Genomic DNA, 21,343 nt, shown 5'->3' with positions numbered 1-21,343 from the left:
CTTATTAATTCTTTAAATACGGGCTCTCAAAATCCAGCTTCCTGAGGCCGGCCTGTACTTCCGGACAACTCATAAACAGTTTCCATAACAGTCCGCTTCGGTAATTCTCCATCATTACTATCGCAGGTCCCTGATCGATGGCCAGATATCTTTGCGGAAACCATTGATTGGTTTCGCTGAAGGCATCATAAAAGCCGTATTTACCAAACAGTTTGCCATTATAGTTCTTATACCAGTGTAACATTGTCTGTTTGGAATACTCTGGTGTGTAAGGCATGGAAGAGATCGCAGCTGTAGGCGAGATCACTCCAAGATCTGTTTCCATACCAGGTGCATGCGCTGCATATCCCTTTACGGAGTAGCTGGCAGTCAGTCCCCAGCTATCTGGTCCATATCCTTTATAATGTTTGGAATTCTGAATGCACCAGGCACGGTTGATCAGCGTCTGGTTTGTATTATGCTCCCAGTAATCTGCATAACGGTCTTTCAGTCCGTGGGGATCGAGTCCCAGAAAAGAATAATGTGCCCAGAAAAGAGGACCCCCATATTGCGGTGCGAAATTATGCGATAACGTCAGCGTATATCCGTATGCGGAAATACTATCCCTGATCTTACCACTGCGTGCCCATCCTTCATGGTATACTTCTGCAGGTATGCCATGTGTGGGTGAAGATGCTGCAAGTATATACATGATCAAGCATTCATTATAACCAGTTACAGCAAAATTCATTTCCCACTGGTAAGAAGGCGACCAATGCCAGTATAAAACGTTCTTTCCATTCCGGAACCAACTCCATTCCACTTCTTTCCACAATTTACTGATCTGCGTAGCCAATGCTTTTTCCTGTGTATTGCCATCTGCAAAATACTGACGTACACATAACAACCCCTGGATCATAAACGCCGTTTCTACCAGGTCACCACCATTATCTTTCTCTCCAAAAGGTTTTACTTTGCCGGTCTCACCATAGATCCAGTGTGGCCAGGCCCCGTGAAAACGATCAGCCTTTCCCAGAAACTGAATGATATGCGACAATTTTTCAAATCCCTGCTGACGGGTAATATATCCTCTTTCGATACCTGCCAGTATAGCCATCAACCCAAAACCACTACCTCCGGTAGTTACAACATTTATATCATGCTCCGGATAATCTCCATCCACATGATATCTCTCCCGCGCCATCCCGCTATTGGGTTCTGCACCATCCCAGAAATATTGGAAAGTATTATGTTCAACAAGATTAAATATTGAATCGACGCTTATTGTTGTATCAATAGCTGCCTTTACTTTTACAGGTGCGTTAGAGGTATAACAACCGCTCCCTGTTACAATTACAAGTAGGCTTACAAATAATGCTCTTTTCATTAACATGGTTTTTAATGCAGTTGCATAGATATTCTCAGAATTCCCTTTCCGATACTCAAAATACTTACAGCGTAAACTCTCCTGTTTCAATATCAACGCCAGTAGCTAAAGGAGCCTTTTTTCTGATGTAAGGAATGTTGTCTACTGTAGGTAGTACAGACACAGACATTGAGGTTTCTTCTCCAGCTGCTGCGCCCACTATTGCAGCTCCAATAAGTCCACTACCTGTTGCTGTCATAAGAGTCGCATTATTTTTACGGCGGGCCAATGGTAAGTAGCCGGTTAAGACAATACTATTCTGTTTTTGTTCTATAGCAATTAGCAGATTATAATATTGCTTCAGTAGTACCCCCCTTTTACGAACTCCCCAGAACTTGTCAATAAAAGTCATCTTTCCGTTATTATCTATATAAAAGAAGTGTACGCCATTATGTTCAAGACTGTAATCTATATTCTTAATAGAAGGCTGATCATTGATAAATTCTTCAAAAGTTAAGTAGATCCCATCAACATGCTCATTTGACTGTAAAGCAGGCTTCTGGTAACGTTGCAATGCCTTCTCTCTAATGGTAGCCAGGGAATAAGCGGGACTATCTGTCTGAGCACTCTTTTTAAGCGATTGCTCCAGCAGTATCTGTAAAGCATCAGCTATGTTATCTCCATGTTTATGAGTTACATCCATTCCTCCTGTCACCAGGATAGTATCCAGTTGTATGAGGTATTTGAATGTTTCATTATCATTACTGGTAAATGCCATCGCTTTCAGATGCAAGAATCCTTTTTCACTCATATTAAAAGTACGTTCACTGATGCGTAACTCCTGGATCACCCATACCATATGTGCTGTGTTCTTCCGGTATATAGATTCATATTTACGATTCACATAAGATTGCAGGAATTGTGTGTAAGGCTTATCGGGACGAGCTTCCATCCATCTGTTAAACATGCCGGTCTGTACATAACCAAGCATTGAAGAATCACTTACTGCGTTAATTACCCTGATATCGGAGATATCAATACCTGTTGGCATTTTATCATTAAGAGTAAAGTTTGTCAGAGAAATGGTTTTGCCCTCACTCTCACTGGTACTATCAAGGTCTTTACCGACCTTAAAAGGATCTTTCGCTTTACGGTTACTATGTATTGTAACGTTATCATCATCATATTGGGCACGAGCAACAGTAGTAAATAATGTAAAGCCTATGAATAATGGCCAGTAAACATTTTTCATCGGGAACAATTTAGAATTGGGTCTTAAAGTTAGGTTATTGTAAATATCGGAGAAAAGTAGGAAATGATCAATATTGGTTGAGGATGGATTTCATTTCCTGATAACAATTATATCTTTATAAATTTCCAACTAAACAAACAGCCTGGCTTTTGCAGACAGCTATGTGGCCGGTAAAATCTTTCAGAGAGAGTAAAAACAAAAAAGCTCCGAAATTTCGGAGCTTTTCAGCCTTAGGTTGTTGCCCCACCAGGATTCGAACCTAGACAAACAGTACCAAAAACTGTCGTACTACCATTATACTATAGGGCACCGTATAATTGGATGGCGAAATTAGCAATTTTTCCTAATCCGCAAAAAAAACTTTTTATAATTTATCTCAACCCGCTACTGTCAGCACTTTCGCTACCACTGCAGCAGGAGGTAACCACTCCATACAGGCATGATCACCGCGAAAACAAGGCTTATTTCCAAATATAGAGCAAGGTCGGCAGGACAGATCTTCCAATTGCACAGCATTCTCTATGCGCTGTCCATACCCCATAAATCCCGCAAATGGATGAGTCGCTCCCCAGATAGATACTACCGGCACACCAAACAGGGATGCCAGGTGCATATTAGCAGAGTCCATGCTGATCATCACCTCCAGCTGACTGATTATGGCCAGCTCTTCCGGGAGAGTAAAACGACCTGCAATGATTATTGATGCCGGGTATTTAGCAGCCAGGGTGGTTAGTTGTGCCACTTCTGTAGCTCCTCCTCCCATCAGCAATACTTTTACATTGGGTTTCTGTACCAGTACCGCCAGCACCTGCTCGATCTTATCCAGGGGATATGTTTTCTCGCGGTAGGTAGCAAATGGTGCCAATCCCACCCACTTTTCATTACCCTTAGTCATTTGTGCAGGTAAAGGTTGCTTGGGAAATACAGGCGGTGTATTCGTCAAATCTGCTGTAAGTCCTAATTTGCGGAACACTGTTGCATATCTCTCGATAGTACTGGTTAAAGGTTTCAACACCTTATTTTCCTTACTGGCCAGCGCTTTCTTTTCTGCGCGGCCCTTGTCTATTACAGACACCGGCCGGCCACCCAGCTTAAAAAAGGTACGTACTATCTGAGAACGCAGCACCTGGTGAAGGTCTGCAACGGCATCTATGCGGTATGACTGCCGGATGCTTCTGTATAACCGGAACAACCCTTTAAATCCTTTATGCTCCCCTTTCAGGTCTGCCGGGAAAAAGATGAGCCGGGGGATACCGGCGCATAAGGCACCCCAGTTTTTATTGGATACAAAAACGATCTGGAGGTCCGGATTGGCTACCAGTACCTGTTTCATAACAGGTATGGTCATGGCAACATCGCCCATGGCTGAGAAACGGATGGCCAGTATCGTTCTTAATTTGTCGGGCATATTAAAGATTAGCGTGCCTGGTAAAGAACCGGGTTTAAGGCCGGATCATTGTACATTTTCATCTGCTTATACACTTTCATGTACTTTTTGCCGGCAGCAATATCTTCCAGTAGCTGGGTGATAGCAGTACCCAGGTCATTACGTTGATCCAGCAGGATATCCAGCTTACGCTGGCACGCGGCACGGTGCTCGGCAGAAGCGTCCGCCCGGGTGGCCTCTTCCCTCATATGGTAGATCTTAAGTGCCAGTATGGACAGACGGTCTATAGCCCACGCCGGACTTTCCGTATTGATAGATGCACCTTGTACCGGAGTCACGGATTTGTATTGTTCAAGGAAATAGCTATCAATGTACTCCACCATATCTGTACGCTCCTGGTTGGATTTGTCTATCCAGCGTTTTATCTCCAGCGCCTTTACCGGATCAATTAACGGATCACGGATAATATCTTCCAGGTGCCATTGCACGGTATCGATCCAGTTTTTAAGGTAAAGCAGGTGTTCGATCGCTGCTTTTTCATAAGGATTCAGAATAGACTGATTTACACTGTTATGCAGATGATAATCGGCAATACTCTGATCAAATATTTTATTGCACAGTTCTGTAAACATGGGGCAAATGTATATAAAATGCTTCATAGTCCCCAGCCAGGGAGGCTTAACATTCAAGTAACATCTGCTGCTTACATTTAATTTCCATTATAGCAACCACATATCAAACTATATGTCTGATAACCCATCAAGAATACTCTTTGGTCAATTGTTTGAGGACAACCGGGAAAAAGTGTACCGGTTCGCGTTCAAACTCACCGAAGACCGTTTGCGGGCACAAGAGATTACTCAGCAATGCTTTATTAAGCTATGGGAAAACATGCACAAGGTGCAAGAAGGACAAGATGTTTTTCCACTCCTTTTCGTTTATGTAAAACATATTGTAATTGACGAAACCCGCAAACTATACCGGGAGAAAAAATCTCTTGCAGAAATATCTTCCAACCGGCAATCTTCAACAGATAGCAGAGACGACGAATCCCTGTTACATAAAGAATTCCGCCAGCATATTCAGAGAGTTATTGAAAAAATGCCCGAACAACGCCGGAACATCTACCTGCTGAGCCGGGATAAAGGCAAAAGTTACAGGGAGATTGCTGAACAGCTCAGCCTCTCTCCTTCCACGGTAAGAAATCATCTCAGTCTGGCCTTACAATATATCAGAAGAGAGATGATGACGCATTACGACATGTAAAACTACCCCCTATGCTTCGCAGAATCTGCTATACACTTGTTTTCCCACTGTTGGTTATTTCCTGCAGTAAAAAAGATGACCCTGCTCCCCCTATACCAACGGGGCCTGTTACGCAAAAGGAGGTCAATAACTGGCTCCTTGATAGTATGCGGTACTTCTACCTCTGGAATGACCAGTTACCCGCTACAGCCGACACTATGCTCACTACAACGGCATTTTTCAACCAGTTAAAAAGCAAAGATGACCGCTTTTCATTTCTGTATAAACCAGCCGATCAGTCTACTTACCCCAAATACATGCTGTACATCTATGGAATAGATTTCTCCGTAATAAACTGGCCTACAGCACCGGGAGGTGCCATCGGGGTGGTAAAACTGGTAATACCGGGCTCTGTGGCAGCATTAAATGGCATACAACGGGGGAGTTATTTCACCCAAATAAATGGTACAACTCTTACCAGCACAAATGCATCTACACTTAGCAATGCACTTTTGCAAGTATCGTCTGCTGCACTAACAATGGCAACAGTTGATAATAATAGCGTAAAAGAAGATAGTACTATTACATTGCCGGCGCAAGCCCTGCCAGAAAATCCTATTTATCAGCAAAGTACGTCGACCGTAAACGGGAAGGTAGTTGCTTATCTTTTCTATAATTATTTTGATGATAATTATAATCAGGCACTCGTCGCTGCCTTTACTAAATTTAAAAACGCAGGTGCTTCAGAACTGATCCTCGATCTCCGTTATAATCCGGGAGGTAGTGTGTCAGCAGCTGCATTAATCAATTCTCTTATAGCACCGGGAATAAATGAACAGAGCACCTTTGCAAAATATAGCGGTAACAATCGTATGGGACAAAGAACGATCTCTTACAAATCAGCATTGTCGGTTCCTGAAAGCGGCTCTCCTATCGTTTTCAGTTCATTGTCTGCCGCACGGCTTTCATTAAGCCGGGTATTTATTTTATCAGGGCAACAAACAGCTTCCGCTGCTGAATTAACCATCAATACCTTAAAGCCTTATATGGATGTAATACAGATCGGACAAATAACTTTTGGGAAGGATAAAGCGGCTGTTATTATCCGGGATGCCAGGTCCCCACAGCGTATTCCCTGGGCTATATTGCCTATTACGTACAACCTGTTTAATGCGAAGGGAACAGGAGGATATACAACTGGAATTACACCACAATATGTAACTGATGAAATGACTGTTCAGCCGTTATCATCCATCGGAGATAACAATGATCCACTGAAAGCAAAAGCTTTTTCAATTATAAGTGGGAATGGAAGACAGACTGACGGAACTATAATACAACGTTATTATGATTCAAGGCAGGCAGCTGCAAATAATAGTGTAGTAATAATGCCTATAAGATAGGGATAAGGGCTAACAAGCAACGGATTTCTAAGATTTAATACTCAGCATATGTCGCTCCAAATCTTAATTTACCAAGTCTTTTGGTAGCGGTAATAGTTAATATCTGTCGCTTTCCGGCCAAAGGAAATATCGTACATACTTCTGCTAATGACATATCCTTCAAAAACTCTCCGGTGGCAGTGTTCTTAAATTTAAATATATAATTGATTCCTGCTCCGGTTTCATCAATCACCTTTAATGAAACCAATGTTGGATGTAATTTATTCTTTTCAAATCCTTTTAATACAATTCCTGTTTCCTCATATTCAATACCATTAACTTTAAATAAATAGGCATCAACTTTTACATCAACAGCCTGAATCTCTACAGGTAATAGATTAAATGCAAAGAAAGAAACGGAATCAGCAGCAACAGTATTATTACCTGTTGCCATAAAACTCTGTATACCTAATGTAGGGCTAAATGCGAGTTTAAGTGGAAACATAGATCCGGCAACAGGGTCTACTAATGTATCCAGCAGTAGTGTATCTGTTCCAAATTTTTTAAAACTGATTTTGGTCTTTTTACCTCCAGCCTCTAACATTAATCGTGAGGTTATTCCTATACTTTTGCCGGCGGCAAGTGTATCTATTTTGTTATCGCCAACATATACGTCAACTGTTGGCGTGCCTGGTAATGCTAATAATTCAGCCGAAAATGAAGCAAAGTAATATTCATTTACGGGTTCCCCCTTTTTACAAGCCGCTAAGAATATAAAAGCGGTAAAAAAAATACATTTGAAAACTTTAAGCATGTTTTGTTTTTTTTAAAAAAAGTGGGGGAAGCATTCCTCCCCCACACTTATATTATAACTGAATCTTACTAGAAACGGGACCAGCTTGCAGCCCAGTCTGCACTACCAACGGTGAATGCACCTGCACCCGCAGTTGCTGCATCACTACCCGCAGAAGGGAAGTAGTTAGCAGCACTTGCTGTAGTTGGTCTGTTAAAAGGAGCACTCAAACCTATTTCCTGCCATGTAGCATAAGGGTAATTTTCACGCAGTTGAGCTAACGCATCGAAATTTAACGTTGTCAGGCATGCGCTTGTTCCTTCGATTATAAAATGTGTTACATAAGCATGTACCAGGTTGTTAGTCAGTGTAGATAAGTTCCTTGCATAAGCGCAAGGAGTGTTACCCAGTGCACCATCTAAAGAAATACCTTTATTGAAGCCCAGGAATATTGAATTCTGAACATCAAACTGGCTGCTTCTTCTGAAATGAGCACCACGGCCATAGCTACCAGTACCAGAAGGCTGGCCATTGGTGATACTTGCAGCAGCTGCAGTTGATTGACCAATGATAGTCAGGTGATCAATAACAGCTTTAGTGGTAGGGAATGAAGATGAATCACCATTGGAACGGTTATCACTTTCTATACCATTTGACTGACTCTTGTCTGCACGGGTAGGATCAGAAATACCTAATGCATAACTGATGTGACCACTGAAACCATTATCAAAGTCGAACATATCATCCAGTGCATCTACCGCTATCAGGTAAGAAGCATTTACTGTACCTCCGAAAAATTCGAAAGCATCGTCTTTTGATTTGTACACTTCAATGTGATTCAATGTGGTGTTAGAACCAACACCTGCAATTGTGAGACCGTTCAGTTCATTGTCAGCAGCCAGTTCATAACCAGCATACTCAATTCTTACATAAGTTAAGGTACCTGAGTTATCACCATTGTCATTACCACCATAATAAGCACTTGCTGGTGTAGCGCCAGTGATACCTTCAACCAGTGCAGAATCTCCCTGATTGATATCGGCTTTTCCTAATAATACGATACCGCCCCAATCGCCAGATGCTGGTGATGCCTGATCTGAAGTAAATAAAATCGGACTAAACTGAGTACCGGCAGCAACCAGTTTAGAACCTTTTGTAATAATCAATGTACCTCCTGGGGCACCTTTGATACCCTGTACCAGGGCGCCTTTAGAAATAGTCAGTGTTGCATTGTTAGCAACATATACAAGTCCGCTCAACTTGTACACTTTACAACTGTCCAGAAACAGATTAGAAGTAATTACACCAGAAATAGTACTGTCACCGCAGGAATGTATTGGTCCTGCAGACAGTGCACGCTCGTCGGTAATGTGGTTCTCTTTCTTACAGGCTGTACCCAATGCCAGTACAACAGCGGCAAGCGATAAAATCAGTGAACAATTTTTCATGGGTTCTCTTTTGTTTGTGTTTAAAATGGATTGAATACCTGATCAGGATATATTTGTGTTTACGCGTTCTCAATTAAAAACTATAACCAAGGGTAAAACTGAAAGTCCGGCCGGGCCTTGCTTCATAATCTATCAGATCCTGTCCTTTCTGATAAAGCAGATCCTTAGTGCTGGGATCTTTCTTATAATTGGTAATAGCATCATCCTTATAAAAATTTCTATACACCACAGAATAACTGTTCAACAGGTTCGAAATGTTTAAACGCAGTTGCAGCTTCTGTTTCAGCAGGCGTATAGCCAACTGTCCATCCAGTGATTCAAGCGGACGTTCGAATAATGATTCACTGTAGTATGCCGCAGGACGAAACATACGGTTTGTAACATAGTTATATACCAGGCTGAAGGAAACGGGTTTGATATCATAATAAAATCCTGCATTGACCATATAGTTACTGGCGCCCGTCTGAGGCCTCTTTTCTACTTTTCCTACCACTTCTGCAGGTAATATTTTATTCTCATTATTAGGATCCAGCGTATTATAACTTATGTCAACAGGCGTAACACGTGACGCTAATGCGGTGAAGTTGCCATACAGCGTGATATTACGAACTACAGGTACTTTTGTAAAAGCAAGTGATTTCCTTACTTCCACTTCCAGTCCGTAATTTTTTGCGTATTTATTATTCTTTAAGAAATACATCCTGTTGTCTCCCTCTTTATAGATCTCCATAGGATCTCTGAACTTCTTATAGAACAAAGTAGCAGAAAGTACATCTCCGGGAGTGGGATACCATTCATAACGGAAATCAAAATGTTGTACCGTGGTAGACTTTACCTGGTTGCTTCTATAAATACCACCCAGTTCAAAATCATATTCCTTGAAGAAAGACAGTTCTCTGAGATCCGGACGAATAATGCTTTCGGCATATGCCAGACGAAGATTCATCTGTTGTGTTAAGCTATACGTCAGGTTTGCCGATGGGAATAAACGCCAGTTAGGTTCACGGTTAAGAATAGCACTATAATCGAGCTGTTTATCAGAACCTCTTGTTTCATTAATATCACTTAAAAGGGAATCCAGTACATCATTTACTTTGTTTAGATTATATCCTTCTGCTCTCACACCCCATACCAGTCTCCATTTTTCATTTATCTTATTATCAAGCATGGCATAAAAACTATGTAATACAGCTGTTTTATGGAAATCATCTGCAAAGCGGTCAAAGTAGATCTCACCTCCGCGTTCAGGTATAAATGTTTGTGCCAGTGGCGGATAATCTTCTGTATCAAATCCTTTAGAGCCACTGTTTAATACATAGAACAGTCTGTTTTTACTCCATCCTCCATAACCTCCTTTTAAAATGTTCTCTGTTTGGATCTTTCCTGTTCCCAGTTTAAAAGGAACTGACAAAGAGATATCCCAGTTATAATCTTTTTCATAAGTTCTGCTCCACCAACGCAATGTTCCATCACTGATACCACTGCTGAACGGGGATTTGATATTAAATTCGTTAGATGCCAGTTTATCATCTTCCATCATAGATGCTTTCAACTGATGATTATCCGGCCGTTGTTTGTCCAGCAACGCATAACTACCCATCCACTTTAATTTAACACCACGGTGTCCCAATGAATGTTCTCCTTTCAGCTGGTTTTGCCATAAGCTGGTTTGGGTGGTAAGGTCATAATACCCCAACAAAAAACCACTAGGATCAACGTGTGTACCCATACCAATCAGCAACTGCTGATCAAGTGTGCGCAGGTACAGTGTCTGAAAACTAAGATGGGTACGTTCGTTTTTATATCCCAATCCCAGCAAACCTCCTAAGTTGGTGGAGAAGCCATAGTTCTTACCTTTGAAAGCTGCCCTTTCTTCAATATCTCCTGCGCCATCTCCTTCAAAACCATCACGGCTCATGCGGATATCTTTTGTCTGGAAAGTATTGCGGTAACTTGCAGAGGCTACAATCCCAAACTGATCTTTTGCTGTTAAACGGAATACTTTTCCACCTGATAACTGGTAGTTCTGGGAAACTGGTGCTTTCATTTCATACACGCCCCAGTTGTTGCTTAGTAATTGTGTTTTCTTACCTTCTGTGTTATATTTAGCCACCACATCCGCAGTATTGGTCCAATCCAGTTTACCCAGCAGATCACGGTGAGGTGCCACTTTACCCCAGTATTCCTGGCCATCCATTTTTAAAGTGCGGAAGTTTTTCCCTGTTGTGATATCATTACTGCTTCCACCTATTCCAATGTTCAGAAAATTCTGTGTTGGTATTTCCAGTGTATTCACTTCCACAGCGCCACCGCCAAATTCTGCACTACGGTCTGGTGTCAGGGTTTTAACAACCGTTACATTTTCTACTATATTTGAAGGGATGATATCAAAGCTGAAATTCTTTCTGTTCATTTCAGTGCTTGGCATTACCTGTCCGTTTAATACCGCCTGGTTGTAACGCTCACTTAAACCACGTACCACCACATACTTATTATCTACAGTCGATAATCCACTAACACGTTTTAATACATCTCCGATATTTTTATCTGGTGTACGACTGATCTGTTCTGCACTGATTCCGTCTGTAATGGATGCATTGTTTTTTTGTATGGCGTATAAACCTTCTACAGATGCACGTTTATAATTACCTGTTACCGTCACTCCCTTCAGGTGAGCACCTGCACTTTTCATCACAACATCAAGCGGTGTAATGCCTTTTTCTTTAATAGCCACTTCAGTTACCTTACGGGTATCATAAGAGATATAACTGAAGGTTATGGTATATACGCCTGGCGGCAGACTAAGTTCATAAGTACCATCTACGCTGGTAACAGCCCCCACTCCATTGCTGGACTGTATTGTTACGCCGGGTAATGGCTCGTTTTTATTATCAACGATCTTACCTGTAACACGGCCTTTATCCTGACCTAATATACGTTCCAGTTTGCCTTGTTTCAGAGCTACTGTTTTGTTCACAAAAGCAATATCCAGTGGCGCATATACATCGAGATAATGAAGTACATCAGACAGTGGCTGATTATTAAATTTTACAGTTGCGAGCGTACAATGCTGCAAGTATTCCGGATCATAAGTAAAGGTGTAAGGCGTTTGCTTTTCAAGCGATTTCACTACAACGTCAGCTGTTGTATTGTCAAGGTTTACAGATACCTTTTCTGAAAGGGATTGGTAGGTTTGCGCCGACAGCGCCACAGGAGATCCTGCCACTAAAAAACATAACAGGATAGCTTTCCAATTTTGCATAGCTTTCCCATTACAAAATCTGTTTGTAGATTTTTGCATACTTAAAGATTACTTTTTGTTAAAAATGAATACAGTACCGGGCCCCCCGGGAATAGTTGTGTCCTTTAATTAGATTTTGTTATTTCATACGTATTGTGATTCTTCTTCACGATTTTAAATCCGTGTACATATTGCATTGCTTCCAGTATGTGCTCAAGTGATTCGCCTGCCGAAAATACACCCGACACCTTTTGTGTGCCCGTTAGCGTATTATCCATAATAATCCGCGATCCCAATCTGGCCTGCAATTTGGCAAAGGCATCTTTCAGTGGTGTACCATCAAATACCAGCTTGCCTGATTTCCAGTCCAGCACCTCTTCTTTTTTAAATGTTTCCGGTTGCGTTGTCCCTATGCCCTCTCCATATCTTACCATCTGTCCCGGATGCAAGATACAGGAGAAAGCTGTGGCTGTTACTGACACCTTGCCTTCCACCAGGCTTACCTGGATGCTACCATCTGCTTGGCTGGCAGTGGCAATATTAAAAGCGGTACCCAAAGCAGTGGTGATAAGTTTTCCCGTGCGTACACTGAATGGGCGGGCGGGGTCATGTGCTACTTCAAAATAGGCTTCCCCATCCAGTGATAATTCTCTGCTTGTATCGTTATAATTACGAGTATAGGCTAAAGAAGAGTGTGGCCCAAGCCAAACTTTAGAACCATCTGTCAGTGACAGGAGCTTAATATCGTTCCCTTTGTTTGCCAGGGTATCCCAGTTAAGCGCCAGTTGTGCTTTTCCCGCAGTACGCTGCTGTGATTGCCATAACCAGGCACATACACCTACCAGTACGGCTACCGCCGCAGCAATGCTGTATAAACGACGATAAATGTTAATTCCTGTCCGTTTCAATATTACCGGCTCTTTCGCTTCACTTAAAGCATACACTTCACTGAACCATTCATCTACACCAGGTGCATCTGGCTGCTCCAGGAAAGTTGCTATAAGAGCAGCTTCTTCAGCTGTACAGTCACCTTTAAAGTATTTTTCAAGTATTTGCTTATCTATCTTCATTTCCTGTATATGGTAATCCTGACGATGGTATCAGCAATAAGAGTACGCTGCAGAGAAGAGGAAGTACCAATGAAGAAAGTGGAGTTTACAATTCCTTAACACGAACAGGCTATTCGCTTACCCGGATTTGGTGTCATAATCATTGCCCGGCGTTGCCGGGCAAAAGAAAAGCGTATGGTAGATACCATACGCTTGTTGTTAAGATTGTCATGTGAATGTTCGAGAATGCAAATCGTGAAGGTCTTTTCAGACCTTTAAAAATATTTAGTAACCTATTGAGAAATAATATTTAATGCAAACAAAAACTGTTGCTGAATATAGTATGTTGGCATATAGTCTTTTAATCAGAATAAAGTTTCATTTTACTCACACCATCCAACTGGACGTTCCATATCTATTCCTGTTAACAGCTCCTGATTCTCTGCGGGTTTGGCCTTCACAGTTGTAGTAAAATAAATCACTCCTTCTTAGAAACTCACCACCTTCTCATAAGGTAATGCTTTAGTGACAAAGGGTTTTCTATTCATACGTGTCGCGCCAAGGGTTATACATAAATCATTCGTCGGGTCCGGAAGTCTTCATGCAAATTACATCAATTCACTGAAAATTCCACAGCAGTCAAATAAAATTTCAACTATTTTACATACAACTTTTGTGTCAAAATAGTTTTTCTTGTCTTATCTAGCTATTCAACTACGAATGATTCCCGTACAAGATTATTTCGACTGTGTTCTTACCGCAATATAATATAACGGAATACCCAGCAAAATAATTCCAAGCCCTGGTAACGCATAATTACTTTCAAATACTAACAGTAGTAATGCCAGCGAAATAGCTACCACCACATATATAAGTGGCAACACGGGATAACCAAATGCTTTATAAGGACGTGGTGCATCAGGTTGCTTTTTACGCAAGATAAAAATGCCCAGGATCGTTAATACGTAGAAAATTAATACTCCAAATATCACCAGTACCAGCAGGTCATTGTACTTACCCGAAAGACATAACAGGGAAGCCCACACGCACTGAATCCATAACCCATTTGCAGGTACATTAAATGCATTCATTTCTGCTGCTTTCTTGAAGAACAGCTTGTCTTCTGCCATTGTATAATAGATACGCGCACCTGACAGGATCAGCCCATTATTGCATCCGAATGTAGATACCATGATCATGATGGCAATGATTTTTGAACCACTTCCACCGAAGATCTGTTCTGCTGCGGCAACCGCCACACGGTCTTTTGCGGCAAAGGCAATATCGTGCAGTGGCAATACAGCCAGGTACATGAGGTTTGCACTCACATACACGATAGTAACCAGCAGTGTTCCAAAGAATAATGCTCTGCCAATGTTCTTCTGCGGGTTCTTGATTTCAGCTGCAATAAAGGTGATGTTATTCCAGGCATCACTGCTGAACAGAGAACCTTTCATAGAGATGGCAACAGCACCAAATAGTGCTAATCCGGATAATAATGTAGTAACTACTTCTCCATTATTCTGTGTTAATGATACAGCATCCCAGGCATGTGCCCAGTTAGCATTCCAGATCTCCTGTTTGGCTCCCAGCAGGAAACCAAAAATGATCAGCCCGAATAATGATAACAGCTTTGCCAGTGTAAATACCGTCTGTATGATCTTACCATTACGGATTCCACGTGTGTTGATCCAGGTTAATAAGATGATTGAGATGATGGCTACTATCTGGGCTGCCGAGACTTTCAGAAAGCCTAAGTTTAATAATATATTTTCTTCGCTGAAAGAAGGAATGAGATAAGAAGAGAATTTGGCAAATGCTACTGCTACTGCAGCAATAGTACCTGTCTGGATCACACTGAACTGCGTCCATCCAAAAAGGAAGGCTACAAAAGGATTATAGGCTTCGCGCAGATATACATACTGACCACCTGCCTTGGGAAACATCCCGGACAGCTCTCCATAACTAACTGCTGCTATAATTGTGACAATACCTCCCAACACCCACATGAGTGTAAGCCATCCGGCAGATCCCAGGTTACGGGTTATTTCTGCAGATACGAGAAATACGCCGGATCCTATCATTGAACCCGCAACGATCATAGTTGCATCCAGCAGGCTAAGGCTGGGTCGGAAAGCCGAATTTTGGTTGTTTTCCATCAATTAATGGTTATTGATTGCAGGTCTAATTTTAAAATCCCGTTCTTCCAACAGGTAGAACGGGATTCCAAGTTAAAGTTTTTTTTAATGTTTTTGCTATAGCAAGTATTATTTTTTCTCAGTTGCATTTGCCTCATTCAGGCCGGCAATCACTTCGTTCGTAATATTATACTGCTCATCCTTGTATAATACATTGCTTGCGCCGGAGCGATAGGAAAGGATATAAGCATATTTTTTATCACTGTTGAACTTCTGCAAAAAGTCATTTAATCTCTTCTGAAGTTCTTCATTAAATTTATTTTCCTGTTCGGCATATTGAGAGCGCATGCTTTGTGCTTTACCTTCCAGTTGCTGTTGTTTATCGTATAAAATACGCTGAGCGGCTTCACCTTCTGCCTGCGTCATGCTTTGCGCCTTACGCTGAAAATCAGATGCTTCATTCTGTAATACCCTCACGTTTGCTTTCAGCTCATTATCAATAGCCTGCTGTTTCTTTTCGAGTTCAGCTTTCTTCTCTTTGAAATAGTTGTAGTTAGCCTCCACTGTATCAATATCCACATAAGCAATAATAAAACCCTTATTAACAGTTGCTGTATTATTGTCTCCTGATGCTGTTGCTGCAGGTGTACTATCTTTCTTAGCGGGCTGCTGACAAGCCATAAATGTTCCGGCTGCCATTGCTGCCAATATCCCGCTTTTCACAAATTGTTTACTAGTGCGCATGTTGTTAGGTGGATTTTTTAATCTCCTTTGAATCGATTTAAAAATTGAACGGCTAAAATAAGGTTTTTACATGATTATAGGTAGTGTCCGGCCATCTTAACAACACTTTCACATTTTAGTTATGCACGAATTCTACCAGTTTAAAACTGTCTGCTACCTGTGCGTTCCCATATACTATCCAGCTATAGATTTTGCGGTCTGCTATGGTAAAGCTGGGAAGGTTATTTCCTAACAGACTCAAACTTGAATCTGCATAAAAAATATCGCGGGTATACGTACCTGCTTGTAACTGGATAAAGTTAGTCACAGCGAGATAACTGATCCGCTGGAAGCGTAATGTATCATTTGCATAAAAATCCAGGTTTACCGTCTGGGCATCACTATTATAAGTATCACTCAGATCTATTACCCTCACCTTACCTGTATTGGCCGCCGGCAGATCAAGTTTGTCTTCCACTGCCAGTAAGCGCAGCGCATTGGTATGATCCAGGGAAAGGAATACGGAGTAATAGTGATTATTGCGGAGACTTATCTGTCCGCCTGCTATGGCTGTAGTATGATCACCTGCCGGGTAAATGAATAAGTTATACCGCTTTGCGATAAAACTATGATAACCTGTACTTTGCCCTGCTTCAAGACTGCTGCCAATGGTTGTAGTATCCACTACCACATCATACTGTACACCCGGCACGGCAAGAAATACATTGATATTGGAGCTGGTTTCAGGAATAGAACTATCACTGTCTTTATTACAGGCAATGATGACTGCAACTAATAATATACACGTAAAAAGGAACCTTTGCTTCATAACAAACATGCCGGTGATTTAAAGTTGCGGAAAGTTACATGTAAAAAAAATGTCCCGGATATGAGCCGGGACATTTTTTTTATACATCAATGCACTTAGTCTATTCTTCTTCGTCGAACTGGAATACTTCTTTAGAAGATGCCAGGATGTCGTATTCTTCTTTAGAACCTACGATCATGTTTTCGAACTCACGTAAACCTGTACCTGCAGGAATCAGGTGACCGGTAATTACGTTTTCTTTCAGGCCAAGCATGTCATCTGTTTTACCGTTGATGGCTGCAGAAGACAGTACTTTGGTTGTTTCCTGGAAGGACGCAGCAGAGATCCAGCTGTGAGTACCCAGTGATGCTTTGGTAATACCCTGTAACAGTGGACTGGAAGTAGCCGGAGCAGCGTCGCGGTATTCTACCAGTTGTTTATCTGCACGGCGCAGCAGGGAGTTTTCTTCCCTTACCTGACGCAATGTTACGATCTGACCTGCTTTCAGGTTGCCGGATTCACCTGGTTCGGTTACTACCTTCTTGTCGTAAATATGATCGTTTTCTTCAAAGAATTCAAACTTATCGGTGGTATCACCTTCCAGGAAACGTGTATCTCCAGGATCTTCGATATTCACCTTACGCATCATCTGACGTACAATCACTTCAATGTGTTTATCGTTGATCTTCACACCCTGTAAGCGATATACTTCCTGGATTTCGTTCACCAGGTATTCCTGTACTGCGAACGGTCCTTTGATGGAGAGAATATCTGCCGGAGTGATAGAACCATCAGACAAGGCTGTACCTGCTTTCACGAAGTCACCATCCTGTACCAGGATATGACGTGTTAATGGCACCAGGTATTTCTTGATGTGACTTTCACGGCTTTCAATGATGATCTCACGGTTACCACGTTTGATGTTACCAAAAGCTACCACACCATCAATTTCAGATACGATGGCAGGATTGCTTGGGTTACGTGCTTCAAACAGTTCAGTTACACGTGGCAGACCACCCGTGATATCTCTCAGTTTACCGAGGATACGTGGGATCTTCACGATTACCTGACCAGCTCTTACAACATCTCCTTCTTCAAGTACGATATGTGAGCCAACTGGTAAGTTGTAAGACTTCACTTCTTTATTACCATCTACAAACAGAGACGGGATCTTATTCTTGTCTTTAGTTTCAATTACCACTTTCTCGCGGTGACCTGTCTGCTCATCAGCTTCTTCACGGAAGGTGATACCTTCTATGATGCTGTCGAAACGGATACTACCTGCAATTTCAGAAACGATAACGGCGTTGTACGGATCCCATGTACAGATGATATCACCTTTCACCACTTTCTGTCCGTCTTTCACCAGCAGGCTGGATCCATAAGGGATGTTGTTAGTGATCAGCAAACGGTCATTCTTCACATCCACGATACGTAATTCACCTGTACGGCCAATTACTACCTGTACTTTTTCACCATCACTGTTTTCGAAAGTGGTAGTTCTCAAACCATCGAACTGTACGGTACCATCAAACTTAGCCTGTAAGCCGGTATCTACTGAAGTAGAACCAGCCACACCACCTACGTGGAACGTACGCAGTGTCAGCTGAGTACCAGGTTCACCGATTGACTGGGCGGCAATGATACCTACGGCATCACCACGCTGCGTTACATAACCGGTTGCCAGGTTCTTACCGTAACATTTCACACACACACCTCTGCGGCTTTCGCAGGTAAGTACGGAGCGGATTTCTACGGTTTCGATAGCGCTGTTATCTATTTTGTGAGCGATATCTTCGGTGATCATACCACCAGCTGCAACGATCAGTTCTTCCGTGTGTGGTTCAAACACATCGTGCAGGGAAGTACGGCCGAGTATACGGTCATACAATGGTTCAACTACTTCTTCATTATCTTTCAATGCTGAAGTGGCAATACCACGGAGGGTACCACAATCTTCTTCATTGATTACCACATCTTGTGCAACGTCTACCAGACGACGGGTCAGATAACCTGCATCCGCAGTTTTCAACGCCGTATCCGCAAGACCTTTACGCGCACCATGCGTAGAGATGAAGTACTCCAATACGTTCAGACCATCCTTGAAGTTGGACAGGATCGGGTTTTCAATGATCTCAGAGCCACTGGAACCACTCTTACGCGGTTTGGCCATCAATCCCCTTAAACCTGCCAGCTGTTTGATCTGCTGTTTGGATCCACGCGCACCAGAGTCAAGCATCATGTATACAGAGTTGAAGCCCTGTTTGTCATTTGCCAGCTCACGGATCAGCGTTTCTGTTACTTTGGTATCTGCACGGGACCAGATATCGATAATCTGGTTATAACGTTCGTTATTCGTGATCAGACCCATGTTATAGTTCTCCCAAACTTCGTCTACTTCACTGGTAGCACCATCAATCATGTGCTGTTTCACTTCAGGGATGATCAGGTCATTAATGTTAAATGACAGACCACCACGGAATGCCGTGCGGAAACCAAGTTGTTTGATATCATCCAGGAACTTCGCAGTTTTCGGGATGTCAGTATATTTAATGATGTCACCGATGATTTCACGCAGTGACTTCTTAGTAAGCAGCGCGTTTACGAAACCAGCTTCTTTTGGAACGTGTTGGTTAAATATTACACGGCCTACGGTTGTTTCGATCAGTTTCCATTCCAGTTCATCCTTTTCATTACGTATTGTTGCCTTTACGCGGATGTTAGCATGGAGGTTCACTTTCTGCTCATTGTAAGCAATGATCACCTCTTCTGCAGAATAGAATGCTTTACCTTCTCCCTCTACCTTTTCGGTATCGGTTGATCTCTTACCCTTAGAGATGTAGTACAGACCCAATACCATGTCCTGTGAAGGCAGGGTGATTGGTGTACCGTTCTGTGGGTTGAGGATATTGTGAGATGACAGCATGAGCAACTGTGCTTCCAGTACTGCTGCATTACTCAGCGGTACGTGCACGGCCATCTGGTCACCATCAAAGTCAGCGTTGAACGCAGAACACACCAGCGGGTGTAACTGAATTGCTTTACCTTCTACCAGTTTAGGCTGGAATGCCTGAATGGAGAGACGGTGCAGGGTTGGCGCACGGTTTAGCATAACCGGATGACCTTTCAGTACATTTTCCAGGATATCCCAAACTACGGCTTCCTTACGGTCTACCAGTTTTTTCGCTGATTTTACGGTTTTAACAATACCTCTTTCGATCAGTTTACGGATAATAAACGGTTTGAACAGCTCTGCCGCCATATCTTTTGGCAGACCGCACTCATGCAGTTTCAGTTCAGGACCTACCACGATAACAGAACGACCGGAGTAATCCACACGTTTACCTAACAGGTTCTGACGGAAACGACCTTGTTTACCTTTCAGTACATCTGACAATGATTTCAGCGCACGACCACCTTCTGCTTTTACCGCATTTGATTTACGGGAGTTATCGAAGAGGGAGTCTACCGCTTCCTGCAGCATACGTTTTTCGTTACGCAGGATCACCTCAGGTGCCTTGATTTCGATCAGACGTTTCAGACGGTTGTTACGGATAATTACCCTGCGGTACAGATCGTTCAGATCAGAAGATGCAAAACGGCCACCATCCAACGGCACCAATGGGCGCAGTTCAGGAGGTACTACAGGGATATATTGCATTACCATCCATTCAGGATGGTTTTCAACACGACCATTAGCTTCGCGGAATGCTTCCACCACGCTCAAACGCTTTAAGGCTTCTGCCTTACGTTGCTGGCTGGTTTCAGTAGCCGCCTGGTTACGCAGCTGGTATGACAGGCTATCCAGATCAATTCTGGCCAGCATCATCTCTACCGCTTCTGCACCCATCTTGGCAATGAACTTGTTGGGATCTTCATCCGGCAACATCTGATTGTCCTTAGGGAGGGTATCCAGTATATCAAGATATTCTTCTTCAGTTAACAGGTCGCCATAGTTCATGCCTTTTTCCTGTTTGGCACCAGCCTGAATGATCACGTATCTTTCATAATACACGATGGTTTCGAGCTTTTTAGAGCTCATACCCAGGAGGTAACCAATTTTGTTAGGCAATGATTTAAAGTACCAGATGTGAACAACAGGTACAACCAGGCGGATGTGACCCATTCTTTCACGACGTACTTTCTTCTCAGTTACTTCCACACCACAACGATCGCACACGATACCCTTATAACGGATACGTTTATATTTTCCGCAATAGCACTCATAGTCCTTTACGGGGCCGAAGATCCTTTCACAGAACAAACCATCACGCTCCGGCTTGTAAGTACGGTAGTTGATGGTTTCCGGCTTCAGCACTTCCCCGTAAGAGCGTTCCAGTATGGAATCCGGAGACGCCAGACTGATGGTAATGCTGCTAAAGTTTGATTTAGGACGATTTTCTTTCTTGATGGCCATATATGTTGTTTAAAGAAAATTCACATGTAGAATTAGTGCTGCAAGTATTAAGAGCTACAAGCCCCAGGTAGTATTCCACTGTTTTATCAGTAAAATACTTCCTGTTGCTTGTAGC

Annotated in this window: 14 protein-coding genes and 1 tRNA gene; 2 read left to right on the top strand and 13 right to left on the bottom strand. The window is 42.4% G+C overall.

From position 1 onward, the window contains the following. Positions 1-4 precede the first annotated feature (4 nt). From BM176_RS29400 to BM176_RS29380, 5 genes are all read right to left on the bottom strand, one after another. Positions 5-1,366: a glucoamylase family protein gene (locus BM176_RS29400; protein ID WP_090108090.1), complete on the bottom strand. Its 1,362-nt coding sequence runs from the start codon at positions 1,364-1,366 to the stop codon at positions 5-7. A 64-nt stretch (positions 1,367-1,430) separates the two neighbouring features. Then, a complete protein-coding gene (locus BM176_RS29395) occupies positions 1,431-2,597 on the bottom strand; it encodes a hypothetical protein (protein WP_090107975.1) in 1,167 nt (388 codons plus the stop codon). Positions 2,598-2,835: 238 nt separating this feature from the next. Continuing rightward, positions 2,836-2,906 (bottom strand) — tRNA-Gln (locus BM176_RS29390). A gap of 67 nt (positions 2,907-2,973) precedes the next feature. Beyond that, positions 2,974-4,005, bottom strand: a complete 1,032-nt coding sequence (locus tag BM176_RS29385) for a glycosyltransferase family 9 protein (protein ID WP_090107974.1) — start codon at positions 4,003-4,005, stop codon at positions 2,974-2,976. Between the two features lie 8 nt (positions 4,006-4,013). Then, positions 4,014-4,616, bottom strand: a complete 603-nt coding sequence (locus tag BM176_RS29380; protein ID WP_090107973.1) for a DUF4254 domain-containing protein — start codon at positions 4,614-4,616, stop codon at positions 4,014-4,016. Positions 4,617-4,728: 112 nt separating this feature from the next. On the opposite strand from BM176_RS29380, the gene BM176_RS29375 reads away from it, so the two are divergent. Together BM176_RS29375 and BM176_RS29370 are read left to right on the top strand one after the other, a co-directional pair. Beyond that, entirely contained in the window at positions 4,729-5,250 is a 522-nt protein-coding gene (locus BM176_RS29375) for an RNA polymerase sigma-70 factor (RefSeq protein ID WP_090107972.1), read from the top strand. 11 nt (positions 5,251-5,261) lie between these two features. Then, positions 5,262-6,632: a S41 family peptidase gene (locus BM176_RS29370; protein ID WP_090107971.1), complete on the top strand. Its 1,371-nt coding sequence runs from the start codon at positions 5,262-5,264 to the stop codon at positions 6,630-6,632. Positions 6,633-6,666: 34 nt separating this feature from the next. On the opposite strand, the gene BM176_RS29365 is transcribed toward BM176_RS29370, so the two are convergent. The 8 genes from BM176_RS29365 to rpoC all read right to left on the bottom strand — a co-directional run bounded on the left by BM176_RS29365 (position 6,667) and on the right by rpoC (position 21,228). After that, the gene (locus tag BM176_RS29365) at positions 6,667-7,425 is read right to left on the bottom strand and encodes a DUF4397 domain-containing protein (protein ID WP_090107970.1); all 759 of its coding nucleotides are present in this window, start codon (positions 7,423-7,425) and stop codon (positions 6,667-6,669) included. 68 nt (positions 7,426-7,493) lie between these two features. Beyond that, positions 7,494-8,852, bottom strand: a complete 1,359-nt coding sequence (locus BM176_RS29360) for a hypothetical protein (protein WP_090107969.1) — start codon at positions 8,850-8,852, stop codon at positions 7,494-7,496. A 73-nt stretch (positions 8,853-8,925) separates the two neighbouring features. Then, a complete protein-coding gene (locus BM176_RS29355) occupies positions 8,926-12,114 on the bottom strand; it encodes a TonB-dependent receptor domain-containing protein (protein WP_090108089.1) in 3,189 nt (1,062 codons plus the stop codon). Between the two features lie 104 nt (positions 12,115-12,218). Next, positions 12,219-13,163, bottom strand: a complete 945-nt coding sequence (locus BM176_RS29350; protein ID WP_090107968.1) for a FecR family protein — start codon at positions 13,161-13,163, stop codon at positions 12,219-12,221. 716 nt (positions 13,164-13,879) lie between these two features. Continuing rightward, on the bottom strand, positions 13,880-15,301 hold the full coding sequence (locus tag BM176_RS29345) for an APC family permease (RefSeq protein ID WP_177230584.1): 1,422 nt from the start codon (positions 15,299-15,301) through the stop codon (positions 13,880-13,882). Between the two features lie 108 nt (positions 15,302-15,409). Beyond that, positions 15,410-16,024 (bottom strand): OmpH/Skp family outer membrane protein, encoded by a 615-nt coding sequence (locus tag BM176_RS29340; protein WP_090107966.1) that lies wholly within the window; start codon positions 16,022-16,024, stop codon positions 15,410-15,412. A gap of 115 nt (positions 16,025-16,139) precedes the next feature. Beyond that, a complete protein-coding gene (locus BM176_RS29335; RefSeq protein WP_177230583.1) occupies positions 16,140-16,832 on the bottom strand; it encodes a DUF4397 domain-containing protein in 693 nt (230 codons plus the stop codon). Between the two features lie 100 nt (positions 16,833-16,932). Further along, a complete protein-coding gene (gene rpoC / locus BM176_RS29330; RefSeq protein WP_090107964.1) occupies positions 16,933-21,228 on the bottom strand; it encodes a DNA-directed RNA polymerase subunit beta' in 4,296 nt (1,431 codons plus the stop codon). Between the last annotated feature and the right edge of the window lie 115 nt (positions 21,229-21,343).

Origin of the sequence: Chitinophaga sp. CF118 (genome assembly GCF_900112615.1) — a bacterium.
Lineage (GTDB): Bacteria > Bacteroidota > Bacteroidia > Chitinophagales > Chitinophagaceae > Chitinophaga.
This window is presented reverse-complemented; position numbering and strand designations above follow the sequence as displayed.

Excerpts from the sequence above, each read along its gene's own strand:
- BM176_RS29335 (WP_177230583.1), bottom strand. The coding sequence starts at position 16,832 with ATGAAGCAAAGGTTCCTTTTTACGTGTATATTATTAGTTGCAGTCATC.
- BM176_RS29340 (WP_090107966.1), bottom strand. The coding sequence starts at position 16,024 with ATGCGCACTAGTAAACAATTTGTGAAAAGCGGGATATTGGCAGCAATG.
- BM176_RS29365 (WP_090107970.1), bottom strand. The coding sequence starts at position 7,425 with ATGCTTAAAGTTTTCAAATGTATTTTTTTTACCGCTTTTATATTCTTA.
- BM176_RS29395 (WP_090107975.1), bottom strand. The coding sequence starts at position 2,597 with ATGAAAAATGTTTACTGGCCATTATTCATAGGCTTTACATTATTTACT.
- BM176_RS29355 (WP_090108089.1), bottom strand. The coding sequence starts at position 12,114 with ATGCAAAATTGGAAAGCTATCCTGTTATGTTTTTTAGTGGCAGGATCT.
- BM176_RS29400 (WP_090108090.1), bottom strand. The coding sequence starts at position 1,366 with ATGAAAAGAGCATTATTTGTAAGCCTACTTGTAATTGTAACAGGGAGC.
- BM176_RS29360 (WP_090107969.1), bottom strand. The coding sequence starts at position 8,852 with ATGAAAAATTGTTCACTGATTTTATCGCTTGCCGCTGTTGTACTGGCA.
- BM176_RS29380 (WP_090107973.1), bottom strand. The coding sequence starts at position 4,616 with ATGTTTACAGAACTGTGCAATAAAATATTTGATCAGAGTATTGCCGAT.
- BM176_RS29370 (WP_090107971.1), top strand. The coding sequence starts at position 5,262 with ATGCTTCGCAGAATCTGCTATACACTTGTTTTCCCACTGTTGGTTATT.
- BM176_RS29350 (WP_090107968.1), bottom strand. The coding sequence starts at position 13,163 with ATGAAGATAGATAAGCAAATACTTGAAAAATACTTTAAAGGTGACTGT.
- BM176_RS29345 (WP_177230584.1), bottom strand. The coding sequence starts at position 15,301 with ATGGAAAACAACCAAAATTCGGCTTTCCGACCCAGCCTTAGCCTGCTG.
- rpoC (WP_090107964.1), bottom strand. The coding sequence starts at position 21,228 with ATGGCCATCAAGAAAGAAAATCGTCCTAAATCAAACTTTAGCAGCATT.
- BM176_RS29375 (WP_090107972.1), top strand. The coding sequence starts at position 4,729 with ATGTCTGATAACCCATCAAGAATACTCTTTGGTCAATTGTTTGAGGAC.
- BM176_RS29385 (WP_090107974.1), bottom strand. The coding sequence starts at position 4,005 with ATGCCCGACAAATTAAGAACGATACTGGCCATCCGTTTCTCAGCCATG.